Here is a 22,534-nt window from a genome sequence, read left to right on the forward strand (position 1 = left end):
GGAGCGGCCGGCGCGTCAGACCCGGCGGAACGGGGCGAGCGTGGCCCGCACCTGCTCGGCGGCGCCCCAGTCGTCGTCGAACTGCGCGACGACGGCGAGGTGCTGGCGCAGCTGCAGGATCGGCATGCGGTCGCGCCACCCGCGATCGAGGCCGGTGAGTTCGGCGTAGAGATCGAAGAACCCGCGGGACTCGGGCGGCGGCGCCGTCGTCCAGAGGTGGGCCAGGTCGACCTCGGCCCACGTGTAGGACACGGCGGGGTCGATCAGCGCGGGCCGCCCGTCGGCGGTCGCGAGGACGTTCTGCGCCCACAGGTCGCCGTGCGTCAGGCACGCGGGGCGGTCCGGGAGCAGCTCGGGGAGCCGGGCGCACAGGTGCTCCAGGGCCGTCCGGTCCGCGGGACCCAGGGCGGCGTCGACCCGTGGCTCGCCCAGCCACCGCAGCAGGCGGCTCCGCGCGAAGAAGGCGAACCCGTCGTCCTCCCAGGTGTTGTCCTGCCGGCGGCGGCCCAGCCAGTTGTCCCGGTGCCAGCCGAAGCGGTCGTGGGTCGTGGCGTGCAGCTCGGCGAGCGTGTGCGCGAGCCGCTCCCAGAACGCTTCGTCCCGGGGGCGTGGGTGCAGCACCTCGAGGACGAGCAGGCCCGGGTCGGCGAGGATCACCGCCGGAGTGACGACGCCGCCGAGCTCCCGCAGCGCCGTCAGGCCCTCGGCCTCGGCGGCGAAGGCGTCGTCGGACGGGGCCTCCTCGAACCCCTTGACGAACACCGCGGTGCCGTCGGCACGCCGGGCCAGGCCCGCGGTCGCGGCGAGCCCGCCGGTCGCGGGGCACAGGTGCTCCACGTCGGAGATCCCCGACGCGAGGAGGCGGGTCAGCAGCACCGTCTTCGGGTCGGTCACGAGCGACTCCCTCTCTGGGCCTTCTCGGGCGGCTCCTGCGGCGGGGCGGCCAGCGCAGCGCGGTCGGCGACCGCGCCCACCGCCCGCTCCAGCGGCCCTCGTCCGAGCAGGAACCGCCACGCCGTCGCCGCGGCGAGGGTGACCAGCACCATCACGAGCAGCGGCCCGTTGGTGGTGGACCCCAGCAGGTCCCAGTGCCAGATGGCGACGATCTGCAGCGAGTACACGGTCAGCGCCATCGACCCGACCGCGGCGAGCGGGGCCAGCACCCACCGCCCGACCCGCCCGACGTACAGGCACAGGCCCACGACCGCCGCCGCGAACCCGCCCGACGCGAGCACCTCGATCGTCGTGTCGTCGTGCGGGCCGTCGAGGAAGAGCCCCGCGACGCCGGGCCACGGGGCGCCCCAGGCGAACGGCGCGCCGTCGACGGACTGCCGTGCCATGACCTGGGAGGTCAGCACGACCTCCTCCCCGCCGGCGGCGCCCACCACCGCGCCGGGGAGGAACGAGAACGCGCCCCACGCGGCCAGCCCGCCCAGCAGGAGCCCGCGGCGCAGCCGCGGCGAGCGCAGGTCGCAGCGTCCAATCGCCATGCCCGCGAGCACGTACGCCATCCAGACGATCGCCGGGTAGTGGCCGGTGAGCACGAAGTCCGTGACGGCGCCGGAACCGTCGTGCGGCAGCCGCAGCCCGGCCCGCAGCAGCGCCTCCGGCCCCCAGTACGCGAGCAGCGGCCCTATCAGGGCGACCGCCGCGGCGAGCGCGAGGAGGCGCGGGGGCCGCCAGCGCAGGAACGGCAGCGCGAGCGCGAAGTAGCAGGCGTAGAAGCCCAGGATGAGGGCGACGCGCGTGCCGAGGAGGTCGAGCAGCGCGACGACCACCAGCAGCAGCGCGGCGCGCACGAGCAGGCGGAGGCGAGCCCGTCGCAGCGGGTCGCCGTCGAGGAGGTGTGGCCCCCCGGTGACGATCGCGACGGAGACGCCCGCCACCAGCGCGAACAGGATCGAGGAGTGGCCGTGGGAGAGGTCGAGCAGCCACCAGGCGGGTCCGGCGTCGGGCGTCGTCACGCCCACGTGGGCGGTGAACATGCCCAGGACGGCGATCCCGCGGGCGACGTCGACGCCCGGGACGCGCCCCGGGCCGCCGGCGAGACGGCGCGTGCCGGCGCGCAGCCCGGCACGAAGACGGGAGGTCGGCGCGCCGGTGGCCGCGGTCATGGCGTGATGATGCCACCGGCGGGTGGTGCGCGTCGTCCCGGTGCGTGAGAACGCCACGGCCTGCAGGCCGCGCGGTCACTACGGTGGGAGCATGAGTGACCTCAGCGCGGAGCCCGCACCCCAGGGCGACCCCGAACCCGCCGGTGCCGACCTCAACGACGCGATCGAGGCACCCAGCACCCACCACACGGTGCCCAGCAAGGAGTCCGAGTCGTACACGCACGGGCACCACGAGTCCGTGCTGCGCTCGCACCGCAGCCGCACGGCCCAGAACTCGGCCGGCTTCCTGGTGCCGCACCTGCGCGACGACATGTCCCTGCTCGACGTCGGCTGCGGCCCCGGCACGGTGACCACCGACTTCGCCCGGATCCTCGCCGGCGGCGAGGTCGTGGGCGTCGACGCCAGCCCCAAGGTGCTCGAGGCGGCGCGCGAGCACGCCGCGGCCCTCGGGTACGGCAACGTCCGCTTCCAGCAGGCGAACGCCTACGAGCTGCCGTTCGAGGACGACTCCTTCGACGTCGTGTACGCGCACCAGCTGCTGCAGCACCTGTCCGACCCGGTCGCCGCGCTGCGCGAGATGAAGCGCGTCGCGAAGCCGGGCGGGATGGTCGCGGTGCGCGACGCCGACTACGCGGGCATGGCCTGGTACCCCGAGACCCCGGGCCTGACCGAGTGGAACGAGCTGTACCACGAGGTCACGCACGCCTACGGGTTCGAGCCGGACGCCGGCCGCCGCCTCATGTCGTGGGTGCAGGAGGCGGGGCTGGACGGCATCGTGCCCTCCGCGTCGTCGTGGTGCTACGCCACCCCGACCGACCGGCAATGGTGGGGCGAGCTGTGGGCCGAGCGCTGCGTGGAGTCCAACTTCGCGGTGCAGGCCAAGGAGTCGGGCCTGGCCGACGACGTCGCGCTCGAGCAGATCGCGCAGGACTGGCAGGCGTGGGCGCAGGCCCCCGACGGCTGGTTCGCCATCCTGCACGGCGAGGTGCTCGCCCGCGCCTGACGGTGCGGCTGACGCTGCCGCGCACGCGCCCCGCGTAACCTGGGCGCGTGCGCATCGCGAGATTCACCACCGGAGACGACCCCCGCTTCGCCCTCGTCCAGCAGGAGGGCGACAAGACGTTCCTCGCCGTCCTCGGCGGCGACCCGCTCTACATGCCGGCGATGCCGACGGGGGAGCGGATCGAGCTGGGCGACGGCGTCCGGCTGCTCGCCCCGGTGATCCCGCGCTCCAAGGTGGTCGCCGTCGGCAAGAACTACGCCGACCACGCCAAGGAGATGGGCGGCGAGGTGCCGGCCACGCCGCTGCTGTTCTTCAAGCCCAACACCGCCGTCGTCGGGCCCGACGACCCGGTGGTGCTGCCCGAGTTCACGCGCGAGGTCAGCTACGAGGCCGAGCTCGCCGTCGTCATCTCGAAGGTGTGCAAGGACGTGGAGCCGGAGAACGTGCGCTCCTACGTGCTCGGCTACACCGTCGCCAACGACGTCACCGCCCGCGACGCGCAGCGCACCGACGGCCAGTGGGCGCGCGCCAAGGGCTTCGACACCTCCTGCCCGCTCGGCCCGTGGATCGACACCGACCTGAACCCCGAGGACGTCGCCGTGCGGTCCCGCGTCAACGGCGAGCTCAAGCAGGACGGCCGTACCGCGGACATGGTCTTCGACGTGCCGTTCCTCGTGTCGTACATCAGCAAGGCGATGACCCTGCTGCCCGGGGACGTCATCCTCACCGGCACGCCGGCGGGGGTGGGCCGCATCGACCACGGCGACCGCGTGGAGTGCGAGGTCGAGGGCATCGGCGTCCTCGCCAACCCCGTGTTCCGGCGTGACTGAGGCGCCGCTGCGCGACGACGCACGGTCGGTGCTGCGGCGGATGCCCGCCGCCGACGCCGGGCAGTCCGCGCTGCGCGACCGGTTCGTCGCGCACCTCGACGCGCACCCCGACGGCGTGCTGCGCGCGTGCCGCCCGGACCACGTCACCGCGTCCACGGTGGTGCTGTCGGGCGACGCCTCGCGCGTGCTGCTGACGCTGCACGCGAAGGCGGGCCGCTGGTTCCAGCTCGGCGGGCACGCCGAGCCCGGCGACGCCACGCTGGCCGCGGCTGCCCGCCGCGAGGCCGTCGAGGAGTCCGGGATGGAGGTCGACCTCGACCCGGTGCCCGTGCACCTCGACGAGCACGCCGTGCCGTTCTGCGGGCCGGGCGGCGACGCGCACCACCTGGACGTGCGCTTCGTCGCCGTCGCGCCCGACGGCGCACGGCATGCCGTGAGCGACGAGTCGCTGGACGTGCGGTGGTGGCCCGTCGACGACCTGCCGAACCCGGACCTCGCCGAGCTGGTGGCGCTCGCTGTCGCACGGGTACGGGGCGCCTGACACCGACCGTCCGACGGCCCGCGGTGGGACAACTACGCTGGACCCCGTGATCCCCGCTGCCGGCTCCTCCGACGTCCGTGTCCGCTTCGCCCCGTCCCCGACGGGCATGTTCCACGTGGGCGGTGCCCGCTCCGCCCTGTTCAACTGGGCGGTCGCCAAGCAGCAGGGCGGCACGTTCGTGCTGCGGGTCGAGGACACCGACGCCGCGCGCAACAAGCCCGAGTGGGTGGACGGCATCCTGAACGCTCTCGCGGCGCTCGGCATGCACGCCGAGGACCCGACGTTCGAGGGACCGTACTTCCAGTCGCAGAACGTCGAGAAGCACCGCGAGGCGTCGGCCCGCCTGTACGAGGCCGGCCGCGCGTACTACTGCGACTGCACCCGCGACGACGTCGCCGCCCGCACCGGCAACGCGCACTCCGGCTACGACGGCTTCTGCCGCGACCGCGGCCTCACCTATGAGCCGGGCCGGGCGCTGCGCTTCCGCACCCCCGACGACGGCGAGACCCAGGTCGTCGACCTCATCCGCGGCAACCCGACGTTCCCGAACTCCGCGATGGAGGACTTCGTCGTCGCGCGCGGGGACGGCTCGCCCGTCTTCCTGCTCGCGAACGTCGTGGACGACCTCGACGAGGGCATCACCCACGTCATCCGCGGCGAGGAGCACCTGCCGAACACGCCCAAGCAGCAGCTGCTGTGGGAGGCGCTCGGCGCGCAGCCGCCGACGTGGGCGCACCTGCCGGTGATCGTCAACGAGAAGCGCCAGAAGCTCTCCAAGCGCCGGGACAAGGTCGCGCTCGAGGACTACCTCGCCGAGGGCTACCTGCCCGACGCGATGGTCAACTACCTCATGCTGCTCGGCTGGGCGCCCGGCAACGACGAGGAGATCCTCCCGTTCGACGAGCTGGTCGAGCGGTTCCGCATCGAGGACGTCAACAGCGCCTCGGCGTTCTTCGACGTCAAGAAGCTGCTGTCGTTCAACGGCGAGTACATCCGGAAGATGTCGGTCGAGGACTTCGTCGCCGCCGTCGACCCGTGGCTGCACGCCCCCAAGGCGCCCTGGACCGAGGAGCAGTACGACGCCGCCGCGTTCGGACGCGTCGCTCCGCTCGCCCAGTCGCGCGTCGCCCTGCTGGCGGACATCACCGACAACGTGGACTTCCTCTTCCTCGACGAGCCGGTCGACGACGAGCGCTCGTGGGCCAAGGCGATGAAGGACGGCGCCGCCGAGCTGCTCGCCGACGCCCGCGCGGCGCTCGCGGACCTCGCGACGTGGGAGGCGGAGCCGCTCAAGGACCTCGTCACGGCGGTGGGGGAGAAGCACGGGCTCAAGCTCGGCAAGGCGCAGGCGCCGGTGCGCGTCGCCGTCACGGGCCGCACGATCGGCCTGCCGCTGTTCGAGTCGCTCGAGGTGCTCGGCCGCGAACGGACCCTCGCCCGCGTCGACGCCGCGCTGGCGAAGCTGTGAGGGTCGACGGCGTCCTGCTCGACGTCGACGACACGCTCGTCGACACCAAGGGCGGGTTCGCCCAGGCTCTCACCGCGGTCGCCGTCGAGTACCTGCCGCACGTGCCGGCGGACCGCTACCCCGAGCTGCTGGCGCACTGGCGCACCGACCCGGGCGGCTACTACAAGCGCTTCACGCGCGGCGAGACGGACGCCCTCACCCAGCGCCGGCTGCGCGCCGACCTCCTGCACCGCACCTTCGGCGGCGAGCCGGTCACGGAGGACTCCTTCGCCGACTGGGACGCCCTGTTCTGGGGCACGTTCGAGCGGTCGTGGGCGCCGTTCGACGACTCCGCGGCCGCCCTCGACGCACTGCGTGCCGCCGGCGTGCGGATCGGCGTCGTGACGAACGCGTACACGGAGCTCCAGGAGCGCAAGCTGCGCGCCGCCGGCCTCGAGGGCGTCCCCGTGCTCGTGGGCGTGGACACGCTCGGCTACGGCAAGCCGCACCCCGACGTCTTCGTCGAGGGCGCCCGCCGCCTCGGCACCGACGTCGCGCGCACCGCGTACGTCGGCGACGAGCCCACGACCGACGCCCGCGCCGCTCGCGACGCCGGCCTCGTCGGCGTCTGGCTGGACCGGCCCGGTGCCCGCCGCGACGACGAGCACCACGTGGACGCCGACGCCCTGCGCGCCGACGGCATCGTCGTGCTGCCCGGGCTCGCCGGGCTGCCCGCCGCCCTCGGCCTCTGACGAGCTCGCTCAGGGGGCGAGCAGCAGGACGGCGGCGAGCGCGATCCCCGTGACGACGACGGTGCCCAGGGCGCCGAGCAGCAGCGGACGACGGGCGGTGCGCGCCAGGCGCGGGACGTCGACGCCGGTGCCGAGGGCGAACATCGCGGCGACGAACAGGACCGTCGTGAGCTGCTGGGCGGTGTCGGTGACGACGTCGGGCAGCAGTCCCGTGCTGCGGACCAGCACCGCGACGAGGAAGCCCAGCACGAAGCCGGGGACGAGCGGGGCGCGTCGGCCGCGGGCCGTCGTGCCGCCCTCGGGGGACTCGGGCACGAGGTCGTCCCCGGGCGTGGCGGTGAGCGCCGCGCGCCGCGAGAGCAGCGCGCCGGCGCCGGCGACCAGGGGCGCGAGCAGCACCACGCGGGCCAGCTTGGTGACGGTCGCGGTGGCCAGCGCGGCGGCCGAGACGGTGCCCGCGGCGGCGACCACCTGGGCCACCTCCTGGACGCTCGCGCCGATCCAGAGCCCCGCCTGGTGGTCGTCGAGCCCGATCGCCCCGGCGAGGGCGGGCAGGACGAAGATCGCGACCGTCCCGTAGACGGTGACGAGGGCGAGCGCGGCGGCCACGTCGTCCCGCAGCCGGGCGGGCGCCGCTCCCGTGCGCGGGTCGCGCTCGAGCACGCTCGTCATCGCGGAGACCGCCGCGGCGCCGCAGATCGAGAACCCGGTGGCGACGAGCAGCGCGGTGGCGCGGGGCACCCGCAGCAGCCGGCCGAGGCCGAGGATCGCTGCGAACGTCCCCGTCACGGTGATCACCACGACGGCGATCCCGCGCCAGCCGAGCGCGAGGACGTCGGGGATCGAGAGCTGCAGGCCGAGCAGCACCACGCCGGCGCGCAGCACCGTGCGCGCCGTCCAGTCGGTGCCCGGCCCGACCTGCTCCGCGAACCTCGCGGCGCGGGCGCCCCGCGGCGCGAAACGCCCCAGCGCGGAGCCGAGCACGGCGCCGGCCACGAGGGCCAGGACCAGGGGCGACAGCGCACCGTTCGTCAGCGGGGCGACGAGCCGGCTGACGCCGAGCAGGACCACGGTCGCCACGGCGGCCAGCGCGAGGCCCGGACCGAGACGGGAGGCGCCGCGGGAGGTCCGGTACGTGGTCTGGTCCACGGTCGGGGCCGAGGGCTGAGCTGGAGGCACGTGACCAGGCTCGCGGCCCGCGCGACGACCCGGAAGCGCCAGGTGCCGATCGATCCATAGACTGACGCTATGGCAGAACGTCCCCCGCTGGCCGCCCTCGAGCTGCTGGTCGCCCTCGACGCCCACGGCTCGATCTCCGCCGCGGCCCGGGCGGCCGGCGTCTCCCAGCCCACCGCGTCCGCTGGCCTGCACCGGCTCGAGCGCCGTCTCGGCCTCGAGCTGCTGTCCCGCGGGCCGCGCGGCACGGCGCTCACCGCCGTCGGGCGCCAGGTGGCGGAGGCGGCGCGCGGCGTCGTGGACGCCACGGACCGCTTCGAGGCCGCGGCCGCCGCGCTGCGCTCCGCGCCCGTCCCCGGGCTGCGCGTGGCCGCGAGCCTCACGATCGCCGAGTACCTGGCGCCGCGCTGGCTCGCGGCGTTCGGGCGGGACGAGCGCGAACGGACCGGAGCGGCGCCCGACGTCGAGCTCGTCGTGCGCAACTCCCGCGAGGTCATGGAGCTCGTGCTCGACGGCGCGGCCGAGCTCGGGTTCGTGGAGAGCCCGACCGTGCGACGCGGGCTGCGCTCGCGCACGGTGGCCCACGACGAGCTGGTGGCCGTCGTCGCCCCCGCGCACCCGTGGGCGCGACGACGGTCCGTCAGCCCCGCGGGCCTCGCCGCGGGGCACCTCGTGCTGCGCGAGGTCGGCTCGGGCACCCGCGACGTGCTGGAGGACGCGCTCGGCCAGGCGGGCGTCCGCCTGCCGTCCCACGTCACCGCGCTGGGCTCCACGGCGGCCGTGAAGTCCGCCGTGCGGCACGGGGACGGTGTGACGGTCCTGTCCGCGCTGACCGTGGCGGACGACGTGGCGGCAGGCCACCTGGTGACCGTCCCGATCGCCCAGCTCGACCTCTCGCGCCGCCTGCGCGTGGTGTGGCGCGACGGCGCGTCGCTGTCCGCGCCGGCGCGGAGGCTCGCCGCCGTCGCCGGCGCGCGCTGACGGACGCTCAGCGCCGCCGGGCGCGGTACGCGTAGGTGACGTACGGCAGCTCGATCTCGGCGCGACCGGCGAGGTCGGGGTGCGTGTCCTCCAGGGCGTCGACCTCGGCCAGGCGCGCCTCGCGCTCGGCCTCCGGGAGCCTCAGCAGATAGCTGCGCGTCCCCGCGAGCGCGCGCAGCGCGCCGGCCGGGAGGCGGTCGACCCAGCGGAACGTGCCGGCCTCGACGGCTGTGAACCGGTCGCCGAGCTCCGTCAGGGCGTCGTGACCGGCCGCGGGCTCGAGGCGGTCGCCTCGGTGCAGGATCTCGCCGAACCGCGCGACCCAGTCGACCTCGGCGTCGCGGTCGTTCCAGACGACGCCGAGCGTGCCGCCCGGCCGCAGGACGCGGGCGATCTCCGTCGCCGCGGCGTCGGCGTCGAACCAGTGCCACGCCTGGGCGACCAGGACGGCGTCGACGGACGCGTCCGGGAGGGGGAGGTGCTCGGCGGTGCCCTGGCGGGAGGCGACGCCCGGCAGGCGCGCGGAGAGCTCGGCGAGCATGGGCAGCGACGGGTCGACGGCGACGACGTCCGTGCCCGCCCCGGCGAGGTCGACGACGACCTCGGTGAGCTTGCCCGTCCCGGCGGCGAGGTCGAGGACCCGCCGCGCGCCCGCGGGGAGCATCCACCCGACGGCGTCCCGCGGGTACGTGGGCCTGACCTGGGCGTACACGTCGGCGTCCCGGTCGAACGAGGCCGCGCGGTCGGCGTGGTCGTGCGGGTCGTGCCCGGCGGAGGCGGGCGCGGGCGAGGGCGGCGGGGGAGTCGAGGAGGCCATGCGGGGAGCCTGCCACGGCCGTCGTCCGAGCGTGACGTACGGCACCTCGCGCGCGTTTTGGCCGACGGCCACCTGTCCGGTAATGTTTTCCGACGTTGGGCCTGACGCCGGCGCTCCGATCATGTCGGATTTGCCCGGAAGGCTCGATCCATTGGGGTATGGTGTAATTGGCAGCACGAGAGATTCTGATTCTCTTAGTCTAGGTTCGAGTCCTGGTACCCCAGCGCAGCGCTCTTCGCCCGCCTGGTGCGGTGTGTAGAGTTCTCACCGGCACGAAGGTCCTCGAGACCGTCGAGTCATAGGCCCCCATCGTCTAGCGGCCTAGGACGCCGCCCTCTCACGGCGGTAACGCGGGTTCAAATCCCGCTGGGGGTACGCAGGTCGTCCGTCTCGACGGACGGTCGCACGGTTCAGGTCTCGACACCCGAACCAGCTCCAGGCCCCCATCGTCTAGCGGCCTAGGACGCCGCCCTCTCACGGCGGTAACGCGGGTTCAAATCCCGCTGGGGGTACACAGCAGGCATCTCACAGGCAAGGCCCGGTCCACGCGGACCGGGCCTTCGTCGTTCCACGGCTCCTGACGGAACCGGCTCAGAACGGAACCGGCTCAGAGGAACGGGTCGGGCACGATCGCGCCGTCGCTGCGCGGGTGGTCATAGCTCGCACCGGTGGGCTTCCAGGTCACGGGGTGCGCCCCGGCGCTGGGCTGCGCCTCGGGCGGGCGGGGCGCCGGGTTCGACGGCTGCACGGCGATCGGCTGCGTGGTGGGGCGGGGGCCCTCCGACGCCTCGCGGCCGGGCACGACGGTCGGTGCGCCGGGGGTACCGCCGGGGGCACCGTCCGGCGGTCGCGTGGGCCCGCCGCCCAGATCGTCGTCGTCGTCCAGGCGCGGGCCGCCCGGCGTGAAGAGGGTGTCGCACAGGGTGCGGTAGGTGGAGTCCGGGCGCGGGACGAACCTGATCGTGCGCAGGGCCTGGTCCTGGCCGGCGGACTCCATGTCGAAGCGGCCGTAGCCGAGGACCTGGCCCGTGGGGCTGCGCGAGTACCCCATGTCGGTGACCTTCTTCATCGGCATCATCGCGACCTTGTGCACGACGAGCCCGTACAGCAGCAGGAGCCGCTTGTCGGTCGCGACGAACCACTCGTAGCGCCACTCGAGCCACTTCCAGGCGAGGCGACCGGCGACGACGAACCACACCACCCACAGCCACCCCACCGTGGAGCGCACGTCGACCGGCGTCGACATGACGATGGTGCCGATCAGCAGGAACGCGGCGGCCGTCGTCGCGATCGGCTCGAGGAGCAGCGCCCAGTGGTGGCGCGTCGCGACGATCACCCGCTCGTTCGGGAGCACGTACCGACGCAGGTGCGCGTGCGCGCGCACCCGGTCGCGCTCGCGCCTCTCGTCGGTGATCACGGGGTTCTCCGGGCCGTCGTCAGTCGGTCAGGTTCGCGAAGAACTGCCCGAAGCTGGAGAACGCGTTGGTGATGAAGTCCCAGATCGCCGTCACGATGTTCGCCGCACGGTCAGGGCTGCTCACGATCGCGTAGATCAGGAAGATCACGACGATCCAGATCAGCAGTGTCTTGGCCTTCGCGGGCATCAGGTCCTCACGCCTCTCGGGTCGCAGGGCAGGGCTGCCCCGTCAGCCAGGAGCGTACTGACCTGGGCGGGGGCCCGACAGCACCGGGCCCGGCGCGCCGCGTGGAGTGGCGGCGGGCCGGGCCCGGCGGTCGGCCCCGAGAGGGGCGGTGGTCAGGGAGGACGTCGTCACTCGCCGGCGCGGCGCAGCACCTCGGTCAGGCGGTTGGCGGCGGAGACGACGGCGGCGGAGTGCAGGCGTCCCGGCTGGCGGGTGAGGCGCTCGACCGGCCCGGAGACGGACACGGACGCCACGACCCGGCCGGAGGGCCCGCGCACCGGCGCCGAGACGGACGCGACGCCGAGCTCACGCTCGGAGACCGACTGCGCCCACCCCCGGCGGCGGACGCCGGAGAGGATCGTCGCGGTGAACACGGCCTCGCGCAGGCCGCGGTGCAGGCGGTCCGGCTCCTCCCAGGCCAGGAGGATCTGCGCCGCGGAGCCCGCGTGCATCGTGAGGGTGGCGCCGACGGGGATCGAGTCGCGCAGCCCGACCGGCCGCTCGGCGGCGGCCACGCAGACGCGATGGTCGCCCTGGCGGCGGTAGAGCTGTGCGCTCTCGCCCGTGTGGTCGCGCAGTGCCGTGAGCACGGGGTTGGCCGCGGCGAGCAGCCGGTCCTCGCCGGCCGCCGTCGCGAGCTCGTTGAGGCGCGGTCCGAGCACGAACCGGCCCTGCATGTCGCGGCCCACGAGACGGTGGTGCTCGAGGGCGACGGCGAGGCGATGCGCCGTGGGGCGGGCGAGCCCGGTCGAGGAGACCAGCTGCGCCAGAGTGGCAGGACCAGCCTCCAGAGCGCCCAGCACGGACGCGGCCTTGTCGAGTACGCCGACTCCGCTAGTATCGTCCATAGGACGATATTGACGTCTCAGTCACTGAGATTGCAAGTCGGGGACCGCATCTCACGGGACGGAACCGTCTCACGAGCCGGGCCCTCCGGGGTCCGAACGACGGTATCGCCCGGCGAGGCAGCCGACGAGATCGACCGAGACACAGCACACGCACGACGGCCGCGGGGACGCGGCGGACGAGGAGCACATGATGGCCGGCACGCTGGCAGAGAAGGTCTGGGAGGCGCACCTGGTGCGTCGTGGCAGCGACGGGGCGCCCGACCTCCTCTACATCGACCTGCACCTCGTGCACGAGGTGACGAGCCCGCAGGCGTTCGAGGGGCTGCGGCTCGCCGGGCGCCCCGTCCGCCGTCCCGATCTCACGATCGCGACCGAGGACCACAACACCCCGACGCTCGACATCGACCTGCCGATCGCGGACCTCACCAGCCGCACGCAGATCGACACGCTGCGCAACAACGCCAAGGAGTTCGGCGTCCGCATCCACTCCCTGGGCGACGCCGACCAGGGCATCGTCCACCAGGTGGGCCCGCAGCTCGGCCTGACCATGCCGGGCCTGACCGTCGTCTGCGGCGACTCGCACACCTCGACGCACGGCGCGTTCGGCGCTCTGGCCTTCGGCATCGGCACCTCCGAGGTCGAGCACGTGCTCGCCACGCAGACCCTGCCCCTCGCCCCGTTCAAGACGATGGCGATCACGGTGAACGGCGAGCTGCCCCCGGGCGCCACCAGCAAGGACATCATCCTGGCGATCATCGCCAAGATCGGCACCGGCGGCGGGCAGGGCTACGTGCTCGAGTACCGTGGCGAGGCCATCCGCAAGCTCTCGATGGAGGCGCGGATGACCATCTGCAACATGTCCATCGAGGCCGGCGCCCGCGCGGGCATGATCGCGCCCGACCAGACCACGTTCGACTACCTCCAGGGGCGCCCGCACGCGCCCGAGGGCGAGGACTGGGACGCCGCCGTCGAGTACTGGGCGACGCTGCGCAGCGACGACGACGCCGAGTTCGACGCCGAGGTCGTGCTGGAGGCGGCCGACCTCGAGCCGTTCGTCACGTGGGGCACCAACCCCGGCCAGGGGCTGCCGCTGTCGGCGTCCGTGCCGGTGCCGGCGGAGATCGCCGACGCCAACGAGCGCGTCACCGCCGAGCGCGCGCTGGAGTACATGGGCCTGGAGGGCGGCACGCCGCTGCGCGACGTCAAGGTCGACACGGTCTTCATCGGCTCCTGCACCAACGGCCGCATCGAGGACCTGCGCTCCGTGGCGAAGGTGCTCCAGGGCCGGCAGAAGGCGGACGACGTGCGCGTGCTCGTCGTGCCCGCGTCCGCCCGCGTGCGCCTGCAGGCCGAGGCCGAGGGCCTGGACGTCATCTTCAAGGAGTTCGGCGCCGAGTGGCGCAACGCCGGCTGCTCCATGTGCCTCGGCATGAACCCCGACCAGCTCGCGCCGGGCGAGCGCGCGGCCTCCACCTCGAACCGCAACTTCGAGGGCCGCCAGGGCAAGGGCGGGCGCACGCACCTCGTGTCGCCGCTGGTCGCGGCCGCGACCGCCGTCCGCGGCACGCTGTCGTCGGTCGCCGACCTCGAGTTCGAGGGCGACGTCGACCTCACGACGTTCGACGGCACCCCGCTGGCGCCGCTGTCCGCCCCGTCCTTCGTCTGACCCCCACCCCGTAGCAGGAGATCGTCATGGAGAAGTTCACCACCCACACGGGCGTCGGGGTGCCGCTGCGCCGCACCAACGTCGACACCGACCAGATCATCCCCGCCGTCTACCTCAAGCGGGTCACCCGCACGGGCTTCGAGGACGCGCTGTTCGCGGCCTGGCGCGGCGACCCCACGTTCGTGCTCAACCAGGACGCGTACAAGGCCGGCTCCGTGCTGGTCGCGGGCGCCGACTTCGGCACGGGCTCCTCGCGCGAGCACGCCGTGTGGGCGCTCAAGGACTACGGCTTCCGCGTCGTGCTCGCGCCCCGGTTCGCGGACATCTTCCGCGGCAACTCGGGCAAGCAGGGCCTCGTGGCCGGCATCGTCGCGCAGGAGGACATCGAGATCCTCTGGAAGATCCTCGAGACCAAGCCCGGCACCGAGGTGACCGTGGACCTCGAGGCACGCACCGCGCACGCCGACGACGTCACCGTGCCCTTCCAGATCGACGACTACACGCGCTGGCGCCTCATGGAGGGCCTCGACGACATCGGCCTCACGCTGCAGCACGAGGACGACATCGCGGCCTTCGAGGCGGGGCGCGCGGCCTGGCGGCCGAAGACGCTGCCGGCCAAGCACCTGCCGAGCGTCCCGATCGAGCCGGCGCGCCCGGTCGGCTGACCCGCTCGACCACGTCCGCGCCGGGGCCCGTCCATCCTCAGAGGGTGGGCGGGCCCTGGCGCACCCGCTCGAGCAGGCGTTCGGGCGTCGCCTCCGCCGGGTCCCACCAGGAGTCGACGAACCAGGTCGCCCCGGCCTCCGCGAACGCGCGAGCCTGGTCGCGGGCCTCGGCCGCGTCGGACGGGAGGAGGCCGGACGCGACGACGTCGAACGGTCCGGCGTCGGGCGCGCGCTGCTCGGCGATCCACGCGGTGAGCTCGCGGACGGCGTCCGGCCCGGCCTCCGCCTCCTCCGGCGTCGCGCCCCGAGCCTGCACGACGATCCCGTCCCAGCGCAGTGTGCGGTGCAGGTTCTTCAGGGGCGGGTTCGTGGCGTCCCAGACGCCGACCGGCCACACGGGGATGCGGCCGCGCACCGGGGGAGCGGCGAACCGGAACGGCCCGGTGCGCACCTGCGCGCCGTCGGCCTCGAACGTCTCGCCGGACCACGACGTGCGCAGCCACTCGAGCGTCTCGTCGAGCGCCTGCGCCCGGTCACGCAGGGCGGTCACCTGCCCCGGGACGGACGTGAACCCGCGGTCGTCGAGCACGCCGACGCCGGCCGGGAGCACGAGCCGCCCGCCCGACAGGTGGTCGACCGTCAGCGCGCGCTGCGCCAACTCCCACGCCCGGTGCCGTGGCACCGCGAAGACCATGGCGCCGAGCGTGATGCGCTCCGTCACGGCCGCGGCGCCGGCGAGGACCGCGAACGGGTCCCAGGCCGTCAGGGCGTCGCCACCCCAGTCGCCCATGCTCATCCCGTCCCAGCTGAAGAAGCCGTCCCAGCCGTGCTCCTCGCACTCGCGGGCGAGGGCGACGTTCTGCTGCGGGGTGCCGAAGCTGCCGACGAAACCGAACCTCATGTGCGTCTCCTTCGTCGTCCTGCGGTCTGCGTCGACGCTACGCGCGGCGTCCGACACGGCCGTGGCACACGGGGAACGTAGGGTGTCCGGGTGCCTGACGAGAACGAGAAGCCCCTGGTCGAGATGTGGACCGACGGTGCCTGCAAGGGCAACCCCGGCATCGGCGGCTGGGGTGCGCTGCTGAAGGCAGGGGAGCACACCAAGGAGCTCTACGGCGGCGAGACCGTCACGACCAACAACCGCATGGAGCTCACCGCCGTCGTCGAGGCGCTGCGCGCGCTCAAGCGGCCCAGCACCGTGGTGATCCACGTCGACTCCTCGTACGTGATGAACGGCATGAAGTCCTGGATCGCCGGCTGGAAGCGCAACGGCTGGACGACGGCGGCCAAGAAGCCCGTGAAGAACGTGGACCTGTGGCAGGCGCTCGACGCCGAGGTGACCAAGCACGACGTGCGCTGGGTGTGGGTCAAGGGGCACGCCGGCGACCCGGGGAACGAGCGCGCCGACGCGCTCGCGAACCTGGGCGTGGACTCCGTCCGCTAGGTGCGACGGACGTCACGCCGCAGGGGGTGGCGCGCGCTAATAGGCTGGACCCATGGCTTCCCACTACGACGTCGTCCTCCTCGGGGCTGGCCCCGGCGGCTATGTCGCCGCGATCCGTGCGGCCCAGCTCGGCAAGTCCGTCGCCATCATCGAGGAGAAGTACTGGGGTGGTGTCTGCCTCAACGTGGGCTGCATCCCCTCCAAGGCGCTGCTGCGCAACGCGGAGCTCGCCCACATCTTCAACCACCAGGCCGACTTCTTCGGCATGTCCGGTGACGTGACGTTCGACTTCGGCAAGGCGTTCGACCGGTCCCGCGAGGTCGCGGACGGCCGCACCAAGGGCGTCCACTTCCTGATGAAGAAGAACAAGATCACCGAGCTCGACGGCCGCGGCACGTTCCGCGACGCGAACACCATCGAGGTCGCGCTGAACAAGGGCGGCACCGAGACGGTGACGTTCGACAACGCGATCATCGCCACCGGCTCGCAGGTCAAGCTGCTCCCCGGCGTCGAGCTGTCCGAGAACGTCGTGACCTACGAGAAGCAGATCATGACGCGCGAGCTGCCGGAGTCGATCGCCATCGTCGGCGCCGGCGCCATCGGCATGGAGTTCGCCTACGTCCTCAAGAACTACGGCGTGGACGTCACGATCATCGAGTTCCTCGACCGTGCCCTGCCGAACGAGGACGCGGACGTCTCCAAGGAAATCGCCAAGCAGTACAAGAAGCTCGGCATCAAGCTCCTCACCTCCACCGCCGTCCAGACGATCAAGGACAACGGCTCGTCCGTCACCGTCTCCTACAAGGGCGTCAAGGACGACAAGCCCGGCGAGATCGTCGTCGACAAGGTCCTGTCCGCCGTCGGCTTCGCGCCGAACGTCGAGGGCTTCGGCCTCGAGAACACCGGCGTCCAGCTCACCGAGCGCGGCGCCATCGCGATCGACGACCACATGCGCACCAACGTGCCGCACATCTTCGCCATCGGCGACGTCACCGCCAAGCTCATGCTGGCGCACGTCGCGGAGGCGCAGGGCGTCGTCGCCGCCGAGACCATCGGCGGGGCCGAGACCCAGACCCTCGGCGACTACCGCATGATGCCGCGCGCCACGTTCTGCTCCCCGCAGGTCGCGTCGTTCGGCCTCACCGAGCAGCAGGCCAAGGACGAGGGCTACGACGTCAAGGTCGCGTCCTTCCCGTTCATGGCCAACGGCAAGGCCCACGGCCTCGGCGACCCCACCGGCTTCGTCAAGATCGTCGCCGACGCCAAGTACAACGAGCTGCTCGGCGCCCACATGATCGGCCCGGACGTCTCCGAGCTGCTGCCCGAGCTCACCCTCGCGCAGAAGTGGGACCTCACCGCCGACGAGGTCGCGCGCAACGTGCACACGCACCCGACGCTGTCCGAGGCGATCCAGGAGTCCATCCACGGCATCGTGGGGCACATGATCAACTTCTGACCGACAGGTCAGGGCCGGATCGCACGTCAGAGGCCCGGGTTCGCGGAGCGCCGCGGACCCGGGCCTCGTGCCGTCCGGCGTCGTGCCGCCTGTCGTCCGTCCTCAGGAGGTGACGCGGACCTGCAGGTCCCTCTGGCCGTTCACGACGCGGGTCATGACGTCGGACGTCCGGGTCCGCTCGTACGCGGTCCTGCCGCTGCCGATGACGAGGCTCAGCTCCATCTCGTCGTTGCGCAGGTTGCCCGCCAGCAGCTTCTGGACCGAGTCGAACGACGTCGGGCCGTAGAACTCCTCCTGGAACGAGTTGCCGCCGACGACGGTGACCACACCGCTCTTGCCCTTGAGGCTCTTCGGGATCGTGAAGTCCTGGCGGAAGACCGTTCGCGTGGCGCCGTCGGTGCCGAGCAGCCGGGTCCGCAGCGCGAGGGTGTGGCCGGCGCGGACCTTCGCGGTCTTGCCGGTCACGTCGATCCAACGGCCGCCCGTGAGCTGCTGGATCGACGTCACGCGGAACCGCTCCCGGAAGTTGCTGACCCTGACCTCGTTGGTCACCCCGGTGAGCTTGACGTTCGAGACGGACGAGAGCGTGCCCACCACGGTCGGGAGGTCGAAGGCGCCCGCGGAGCCGACGTCCTCGGCCGACTGATACTTGTCGGCGTAGCGCAGCCGGAAGGGGCTCCCGCTGCGGGTGCCGGTGATCGTCCAGGCCTGCGTCTCGGTGCCGCCGGCGACCCCGTCCACCACGCGGTCGTGGTTCGCCATGCCGGCGAGGAGGGTGACGTCCGCGAGGGCGGTCGGGTCCAGCACCTGCGTGGTGCCGGTGCGCGTCTTGCTGCCGTGGGCCACCGTCGACCGGACCGGGGTGGCGGTGGGCGAGGCGCCGAAGGTGCCGGCGATCCCGGCGAGGCGGTCGTCGGTGACGGTCCCGCCGACGTCGCCGAGGTTCGCCACCTTGAACGGCACGCCCAGCGGGTCCTCCTGGACGTAGACCGCGTCGGCGGCCGCCAGCCCCAGGCGCGTCGTGCCGGTGAAGTTCAGCGGGTGACCGAAGGCGACCACCCGGTTGCCGCAGACCGAGGTCGCGGTGCCGATGCCGGCGAAGGTGATGTCGCCGTGCGACAGCACCGCGGTCACGTTGCCGCCCGCGACCACGGTGTCGATGCCGGCGGCCGCCGTGCCGCTGGACCGGCCGATGCGGTAGGAGTCCGGGGTCACGAGCTCGCTGCCGCCGGCGGCCTTGACCGCCGTGCGGGCGCGGGCCAGGTCGATCCCGCCGACGCCCATCGGCATCGGCAGCTGACGCAGGCCCTGGGCGGCCTCGGAACGTGTCACGTCGGTCTCGGCCGCGATCCGCGTCGCCAGGCGGGAGCTCACCGCCACCTCGGGCGCAGCCTTCGCGGCACCGAGGTAGCCCTGCATATCCTCGAACGGCGTGATGCCCGCCACGGGAGAGCTCCCGGCGGCGAGCCCGTAGGCGACCGCGCCGATCAGCCGCCCGTCCTGTGCGTACACCGGCGACCCCGACATGCCCTGCCAGATGCCGCCCGCCGCGTCGATCGCCGGCGACTCGAGCTTGGCGACGATCATGTCCAGGTCCGGGGCGATGCCGTCCGACAGCACGCCGAGCACCTCGCCGGTGAACGGCTGCGGCGTGGTGCCCTTGCTCACCGTCAGCCCGGTGACCGGCGCCCCGCTCACGACGTCGGCAACCGGGAACGGCGCCGCGCAGTCGGGGGTGGGCGCCGCCGTCGCCGAAGGGCCGACCGCCACCAGCCCGGCCAGCACCAGCGCGCCGGCCGCGCCGGACGCCGTCAGACCGGCCGCACGGCGACCGTTCCTGGGCAGCCACCGCGGACCGCGAGCTGCAGGGTGACCTTCGGTGGGGGGAGTGGGCGCCGACGCCCGGCCGTCCCCTGCGGCAATCTTCGACATTCCGACAGCATCGTCGACCGCTGGTCCCGGCGTTCCGGTGAACACGGGTGAAATCGCGGCGCTCGCGCCCTTCGCGGAGCGTGCAGGAGCGCCTCGCCTCGCGACATGATGTCGACGAGGGACCGCGTCAGGAGGGGCAGCAGTGCCGACGACGAGTGAGACGCCGCAGCCGCCGGAGCGTACGCGCCGCCTGCGCCTGCCGCTCGGTGTGACGGCAGCAGCGCTCGGCATCGTCGCGCTCACCGTCGTCGCCGCCGTCGTGCGGCCTGGCATGACCGACCCGCCGCCACAGGCGTGCCCGGAGATCGGCTACTCCAGCGTGCTCGAGGTGACCCTCGAGGGAGACACGTCCGAGGTGGCGATCCTGCAGGTGCGCGACGGCGACCAGTGGCAGCCGCCCTATCCGCCGGACGCGGAGGTGCCCGCGATCCCGACGTCGCACGACGGAGACGCATGGACCTTCACGCTCTTCTCCTCGCCGCGCTCGGTCATGCTCCGTGCGCTGGACGACGACGGCGACGTGGTCGCGCGGACGGAGATCGACGTCGGCTGGGAGCGTGTGGGCGGGACCGCCGAGTGCGGGGGACCGATGGAGGCACGCGCAGACTGGACGATGTGACCGCTAGGGAAGAGGTGCGGCCCTCGTCAGTCGGGGCGTCACAGGTACTGAGGAAAGACAGCCGCGAACTTCTCGGCCATCGTGACGAGCCACTGAGCGAGCTGTGGAGCCTGATCGGGGTCGCGGAAGTCCCCTTCGCCCCGCGCGATGATCTTGCTCGCCTTCTTCGCCGGCAGTTCTAGCCACTCGAGTGGCGAACCCACCGCGCCCTCGATCTCGCCCCTGCGGGCGTACAGAGCGGCGAAGAGCTTCTTGTCGTGCACGATGTACAGCTCGCAGTCAGCAGTCGGGGCCCGCGAGCTCACCGTCAGACTGATGTGCGCGCGTCCTGACCCGATGCTCACGTCCATCCAATAGCGCGGTGGCGCCTTGGGCCAGGACTGCACGAGGGTGCTGTTGGCCTCGCCGAGGTCGCGGACGAGCGTGAAGAAGCGCTGCTGCTGCGCGCTCAGGTCGCTGTTCGCGGCAGCACCGACCGCCTGGTTATTGGCCCGCCAGCCGCCCTGGTCGATGTCGAGCCCGACGAGTGCCGCCAGCTCCGTGGCAGCGATGAACTGGTCTGCGGAGGCCCGACCCGCGTCATCGAAGGTCACGCCCTCGGATTTGAGGTACTCGATGGGGTCGTCCTTCCGCTCCGGCTCATACCAGCGGAAGCCAGGCGAGATGGTTCCCCCGGCCTGGAGGACTCGCCATGCGTTGGCCATCGGATGCGCACTGATGATGGCAGCGACGGGCTGAGGGTAGGTCCCCGCAACGATGGCGACCTCGCCGTAGGTGGTCCACCTGCCTGCCGGGATCTCCGCGACGATCGACGCAACCGTCGCCCTCGTGGTGGACGGTTCGGCTTCCGCAGCACCGACGACGGTCTCGTCCGGCCCGGGCCAGAGTTCGATGATCTTCTCCGCAAGAGCCGCACTGCGCGCCAGGATCTCCTTCTGGCCCCACGTGCTGTGGGCCGCAACCTCCCGGTTCAGCCGCAGGCCACTCTCGGCGAGCATCTGTCGCTTGGCCTCGAAGCCCTTGTTGCTGAGTTCGCTGTTGTAGCCGCTGAGGGTCAGATTGCCTAACGTGTGAACGATGCGTTCGTGCTCGTAGGTGATGTCGGAATCACCGGGGAGCCCCGCCGCGAAATCGTCCCGGACGGCCTCGGTGAGCGTCTGGGGCAGGACATGTTCGATCGTGAGCCTGGTCGGATCGATTGGTTCCTTGGAGCCGTACGACTCCTCGATCCACTGGAGGATGAGCTTCTTTTGTGCTGCCCGTCCCTGCCAGTAGAACGGGACCGTGCCGGCTGCCTCTCGAACCTGCCGGTCCGTGGCGTAGTACTTGCGTCCCCGGGAGAGGTAGTCACGAAGAGCAGCGTCGACCGGTTGGTCGCCCGAGATCGCACCGACCGCCTGCAGGAGGGTGCGGTTGAGACTGGCCGTCGCCCGCCCGATGACGATGCGGCGTACGAAGTATGACTCGAGGTAGGTCAGGGCGAGGGCCACCTGCTCTGCGGTCGCTGCCCCCGTAGCGCGCCGGTCGAGGAGTCGCATCACGACCGGGTACGCCGTCGTCGAACCCCAGGACTTGATCCTGTGAAGACGCCGGCGAATCTCGGCGTCCTCCTCACGGGAGGGATCCAGGATGGTCGCCAGCACCTCGCCGAGCTTGGCGATACGGACGACCTCGTCTTCGATCTCCTGGGCCGTCCTCAGCTTTTCGAGCCGCTTCTGCTGGCCGACGTACGTGTCGGACTGCTTGGCACGTTCGTCGGTCTGGACGAGGTCCAGCCAGAAGAGGAGCTCCAGGTTGTCGGCGCTGAGCCTCTTCTCCAGCGGCAGCCACACATTCTCGTAGACGAGGTCTGCCTTCTCGCCGAGCCGCATGAACAGGTAGTTCTTGAGGAGGTCGGACTGGTTGAGCTGCAGGCCGGTGTTGTTCAGCGACTCGAAGATGCGATGCGCGTTGTCACCGGGCTCTGCCGTGACGGCAACGACGGCAAGGCCGCGCACGACCGCGTTCTCGATCTCTTCGAGGTCGTGGGGATCCTCTGGGTCATCGGCTGCCGCGATCTTGGCTCGGAAGTGGTTGTACGCCTCGCCCACGGCGTCGCCTCCACCGGCCTCCGGCGCAGCGTGCACGACGGCGAGATAGGAGGGGCGGTCAGCTTGTGTCGGAAGGACCTTTGACGGCTTGCCCTTGTCGTACACGTTGACGAGGTATTGGGCGTGCACGCCCTCCGCGCGCTCCGGGTCACCTGTCTCGACCAGATGGTCGCGCAGTGCCGCGAGAAGCAGAGTGAGCGTCGTCAACCGTTGCTGACCGTCGACGACCAGGAGCTTGGCGACGCCGACGACGGAGAAGTCTGGGCTCGCGGCGAGGACCAGCGATCCGATGAAGTGCGTTGCGGCAGGATCGGAGCGACGCGCCTGAGCCAGCTCGACGATGTCGTTCCAGAGCTGGTCGAGCTGCTTCTTCCCCCAGGAATAGGTGCGCTGGTACAGGGGCACCTGGTACTGCTTCTTGCCTTCCAGCACCCCTGCGAAGTTCGTCTCCGTCGCCTTGACCACGCATGCCTCCGCGTTCGCAACAAGCCAGCCTTGGCGTGCACCGTA

The 22,534-nt window shown here is 72.4% G+C and carries 21 protein-coding genes and 3 tRNA genes; 14 read left to right on the forward strand and 10 right to left on the reverse strand.

Annotated elements, in window-relative coordinates; all coding sequences use genetic code 11:
• Nucleotides 1-15 precede the first annotated feature (15 nt).
• Complete coding sequence (locus ACH443_RS06135) at nt 16-894, reverse strand: fructosamine kinase family protein (protein WP_430589769.1); 879 nt, start codon at nt 892-894, stop codon at nt 16-18.
• On the reverse strand, nt 891-2,114 hold the full coding sequence (locus ACH443_RS06140) for a heparan-alpha-glucosaminide N-acetyltransferase domain-containing protein (protein WP_430589770.1): 1,224 nt from the start codon (nt 2,112-2,114) through the stop codon (nt 891-893). Before ACH443_RS06140 ends, ACH443_RS06135 begins: the two co-directional genes overlap by 4 nt.
• Nucleotides 2,115-2,205: 91 nt before the next feature.
• Between ACH443_RS06140 and ACH443_RS06145 the strand changes: the two genes are divergently transcribed.
• The 5 genes from ACH443_RS06145 to ACH443_RS06165 are packed head-to-tail and all read left to right on the forward strand — an operon-like array spanning nt 2,206 to nt 6,687.
• Nucleotides 2,206-3,117, forward strand: a complete 912-nt coding sequence (locus tag ACH443_RS06145) for a class I SAM-dependent methyltransferase (RefSeq protein ID WP_430556017.1) — start codon at nt 2,206-2,208, stop codon at nt 3,115-3,117.
• Between the two features lie 47 nt (nt 3,118-3,164).
• Complete coding sequence (locus tag ACH443_RS06150) at nt 3,165-3,947, forward strand: fumarylacetoacetate hydrolase family protein (RefSeq protein WP_429763868.1); 783 nt, start codon at nt 3,165-3,167, stop codon at nt 3,945-3,947.
• Nucleotides 3,940-4,488, forward strand: coding sequence for an NUDIX hydrolase (locus ACH443_RS06155; RefSeq protein ID WP_430589771.1), 549 nt, complete (start codon nt 3,940-3,942; stop codon nt 4,486-4,488). The genes ACH443_RS06150 and ACH443_RS06155 overlap by 8 nt, the downstream gene beginning before the upstream one ends.
• A gap of 46 nt (nt 4,489-4,534) precedes the next feature.
• Nucleotides 4,535-5,956 (forward strand): glutamate--tRNA ligase, encoded by a 1,422-nt coding sequence (gene gltX / locus ACH443_RS06160; RefSeq protein WP_430589772.1) that lies wholly within the window; start codon nt 4,535-4,537, stop codon nt 5,954-5,956.
• A complete protein-coding gene (locus ACH443_RS06165) occupies nt 5,953-6,687 on the forward strand; it encodes an HAD family hydrolase (protein WP_429763871.1) in 735 nt (244 codons plus the stop codon). The genes gltX and ACH443_RS06165 overlap by 4 nt, the downstream gene beginning before the upstream one ends.
• A 9-nt stretch (nt 6,688-6,696) precedes the next feature.
• On the opposite strand, the gene ACH443_RS06170 is transcribed toward ACH443_RS06165, so the two are convergent.
• A complete protein-coding gene (locus ACH443_RS06170) occupies nt 6,697-7,866 on the reverse strand; it encodes a YeiH family protein (RefSeq protein WP_430589773.1) in 1,170 nt (389 codons plus the stop codon).
• Nucleotides 7,867-7,935: 69 nt separating this feature from the next.
• Between ACH443_RS06170 and ACH443_RS06175 the strand changes: the two genes are divergently transcribed.
• Complete coding sequence (locus ACH443_RS06175) at nt 7,936-8,844, forward strand: LysR substrate-binding domain-containing protein (protein ID WP_430556013.1); 909 nt, start codon at nt 7,936-7,938, stop codon at nt 8,842-8,844.
• A gap of 7 nt (nt 8,845-8,851) precedes the next feature.
• Here the strand turns inward: ACH443_RS06175 and ACH443_RS06180 are convergent, their stop codons facing one another.
• Complete coding sequence (locus ACH443_RS06180; RefSeq protein WP_430589774.1) at nt 8,852-9,661, reverse strand: class I SAM-dependent methyltransferase; 810 nt, start codon at nt 9,659-9,661, stop codon at nt 8,852-8,854.
• Nucleotides 9,662-9,813: 152 nt separating this feature from the next.
• Between ACH443_RS06180 and ACH443_RS06185 the strand changes: the two genes are divergently transcribed.
• The 3 genes from ACH443_RS06185 to ACH443_RS06195 all read left to right on the forward strand — a co-directional run bounded on the left by ACH443_RS06185 (nt 9,814) and on the right by ACH443_RS06195 (nt 10,173).
• A tRNA-Gln gene (locus tag ACH443_RS06185) sits at nt 9,814-9,885 on the forward strand.
• Between the two features lie 78 nt (nt 9,886-9,963).
• Nucleotides 9,964-10,036: transfer RNA gene (locus ACH443_RS06190), tRNA-Glu, on the forward strand.
• Between the two features lie 64 nt (nt 10,037-10,100).
• Nucleotides 10,101-10,173 (forward strand) — tRNA-Glu (locus tag ACH443_RS06195).
• Between the two features lie 95 nt (nt 10,174-10,268).
• On the opposite strand, the gene ACH443_RS06200 is transcribed toward ACH443_RS06195, so the two are convergent.
• From ACH443_RS06200 to ACH443_RS06210, 3 genes are all read right to left on the reverse strand, one after another.
• Nucleotides 10,269-11,078, reverse strand: a complete 810-nt coding sequence (locus tag ACH443_RS06200; RefSeq protein ID WP_429763875.1) for a PH domain-containing protein — start codon at nt 11,076-11,078, stop codon at nt 10,269-10,271.
• Between the two features lie 19 nt (nt 11,079-11,097).
• Nucleotides 11,098-11,265 carry a hypothetical protein gene (locus tag ACH443_RS06205; RefSeq protein WP_176168850.1) on the reverse strand — a complete coding sequence of 56 codons (168 nt, stop codon included), beginning with the start codon at nt 11,263-11,265 and terminating at the stop codon, nt 11,098-11,100.
• A gap of 167 nt (nt 11,266-11,432) precedes the next feature.
• Nucleotides 11,433-12,152: an IclR family transcriptional regulator gene (locus tag ACH443_RS06210; protein ID WP_079574616.1), complete on the reverse strand. Its 720-nt coding sequence runs from the start codon at nt 12,150-12,152 to the stop codon at nt 11,433-11,435.
• 190 nt (nt 12,153-12,342) lie between these two features.
• On the opposite strand from ACH443_RS06210, the gene leuC reads away from it, so the two are divergent.
• Together leuC and leuD are read left to right on the forward strand one after the other, a co-directional pair.
• Nucleotides 12,343-13,818 (forward strand): 3-isopropylmalate dehydratase large subunit, encoded by a 1,476-nt coding sequence (gene leuC / locus ACH443_RS06215; protein ID WP_430589775.1) that lies wholly within the window; start codon nt 12,343-12,345, stop codon nt 13,816-13,818.
• Nucleotides 13,819-13,844: 26 nt separating this feature from the next.
• Nucleotides 13,845-14,483 carry a 3-isopropylmalate dehydratase small subunit gene (gene leuD / locus ACH443_RS06220; RefSeq protein ID WP_429763877.1) on the forward strand — a complete coding sequence of 213 codons (639 nt, stop codon included), beginning with the start codon at nt 13,845-13,847 and terminating at the stop codon, nt 14,481-14,483.
• A 37-nt stretch (nt 14,484-14,520) separates the two neighbouring features.
• Here the strand turns inward: leuD and ACH443_RS06225 are convergent, their stop codons facing one another.
• Nucleotides 14,521-15,384 carry an LLM class flavin-dependent oxidoreductase gene (locus ACH443_RS06225; RefSeq protein ID WP_429763878.1) on the reverse strand — a complete coding sequence of 288 codons (864 nt, stop codon included), beginning with the start codon at nt 15,382-15,384 and terminating at the stop codon, nt 14,521-14,523.
• 123 nt (nt 15,385-15,507) lie between these two features.
• On the opposite strand from ACH443_RS06225, the gene rnhA reads away from it, so the two are divergent.
• Both rnhA and lpdA read left to right on the forward strand, forming a co-directional pair.
• On the forward strand, nt 15,508-15,927 hold the full coding sequence (gene rnhA, locus ACH443_RS06230) for a ribonuclease HI (RefSeq protein ID WP_430556062.1): 420 nt from the start codon (nt 15,508-15,510) through the stop codon (nt 15,925-15,927).
• 52 nt (nt 15,928-15,979) lie between these two features.
• Nucleotides 15,980-17,383 carry a dihydrolipoyl dehydrogenase gene (lpdA, locus tag ACH443_RS06235; RefSeq protein ID WP_429763880.1) on the forward strand — a complete coding sequence of 468 codons (1,404 nt, stop codon included), beginning with the start codon at nt 15,980-15,982 and terminating at the stop codon, nt 17,381-17,383.
• Nucleotides 17,384-17,485: 102 nt separating this feature from the next.
• On the opposite strand, the gene ACH443_RS06240 is transcribed toward lpdA, so the two are convergent.
• Nucleotides 17,486-19,168: a SpoIVB peptidase S55 domain-containing protein gene (locus tag ACH443_RS06240; RefSeq protein WP_430589776.1), complete on the reverse strand. Its 1,683-nt coding sequence runs from the start codon at nt 19,166-19,168 to the stop codon at nt 17,486-17,488.
• Between the two features lie 289 nt (nt 19,169-19,457).
• Between ACH443_RS06240 and ACH443_RS06245 the strand changes: the two genes are divergently transcribed.
• A complete protein-coding gene (locus tag ACH443_RS06245) occupies nt 19,458-19,934 on the forward strand; it encodes a hypothetical protein (protein WP_430589777.1) in 477 nt (158 codons plus the stop codon).
• A 38-nt stretch (nt 19,935-19,972) separates the two neighbouring features.
• On the opposite strand, the gene ACH443_RS06250 is transcribed toward ACH443_RS06245, so the two are convergent.
• Entirely contained in the window at nt 19,973-22,489 is a 2,517-nt protein-coding gene (locus tag ACH443_RS06250; RefSeq protein ID WP_430556007.1) for a DUF4268 domain-containing protein, read from the reverse strand.
• Between the last annotated feature and the right edge of the window lie 45 nt (nt 22,490-22,534).

This window comes from Isoptericola sp. NPDC019571 (genome assembly GCF_044389385.1).
In the GTDB taxonomy this organism is placed as follows: Bacteria; Actinomycetota; Actinomycetes; order Actinomycetales; family Cellulomonadaceae; genus Isoptericola; species Isoptericola nanjingensis.

Coding starts and splice junctions, on each gene's coding strand:
- ACH443_RS06140 (WP_430589770.1), bottom strand. CDS start 2,114: ATGACCGCGGCCACCGGCGCGCCGACCTCCCGTCTTCGTGCCGGGCTG.
- ACH443_RS06145 (WP_430556017.1), top strand. CDS start 2,206: ATGAGTGACCTCAGCGCGGAGCCCGCACCCCAGGGCGACCCCGAACCC.
- ACH443_RS06175 (WP_430556013.1), top strand. CDS start 7,936: ATGGCAGAACGTCCCCCGCTGGCCGCCCTCGAGCTGCTGGTCGCCCTC.
- ACH443_RS06180 (WP_430589774.1), bottom strand. CDS start 9,661: ATGGCCTCCTCGACTCCCCCGCCGCCCTCGCCCGCGCCCGCCTCCGCC.
- ACH443_RS06205 (WP_176168850.1), bottom strand. CDS start 11,265: ATGCCCGCGAAGGCCAAGACACTGCTGATCTGGATCGTCGTGATCTTC.
- ACH443_RS06210 (WP_079574616.1), bottom strand. CDS start 12,152: ATGGACGATACTAGCGGAGTCGGCGTACTCGACAAGGCCGCGTCCGTG.
- leuC (WP_430589775.1), top strand. CDS start 12,343: ATGGCCGGCACGCTGGCAGAGAAGGTCTGGGAGGCGCACCTGGTGCGT.
- leuD (WP_429763877.1), top strand. CDS start 13,845: ATGGAGAAGTTCACCACCCACACGGGCGTCGGGGTGCCGCTGCGCCGC.
- ACH443_RS06225 (WP_429763878.1), bottom strand. CDS start 15,384: ATGAGGTTCGGTTTCGTCGGCAGCTTCGGCACCCCGCAGCAGAACGTC.
- rnhA (WP_430556062.1), top strand. CDS start 15,508: ATGTGGACCGACGGTGCCTGCAAGGGCAACCCCGGCATCGGCGGCTGG.
- lpdA (WP_429763880.1), top strand. CDS start 15,980: ATGGCTTCCCACTACGACGTCGTCCTCCTCGGGGCTGGCCCCGGCGGC.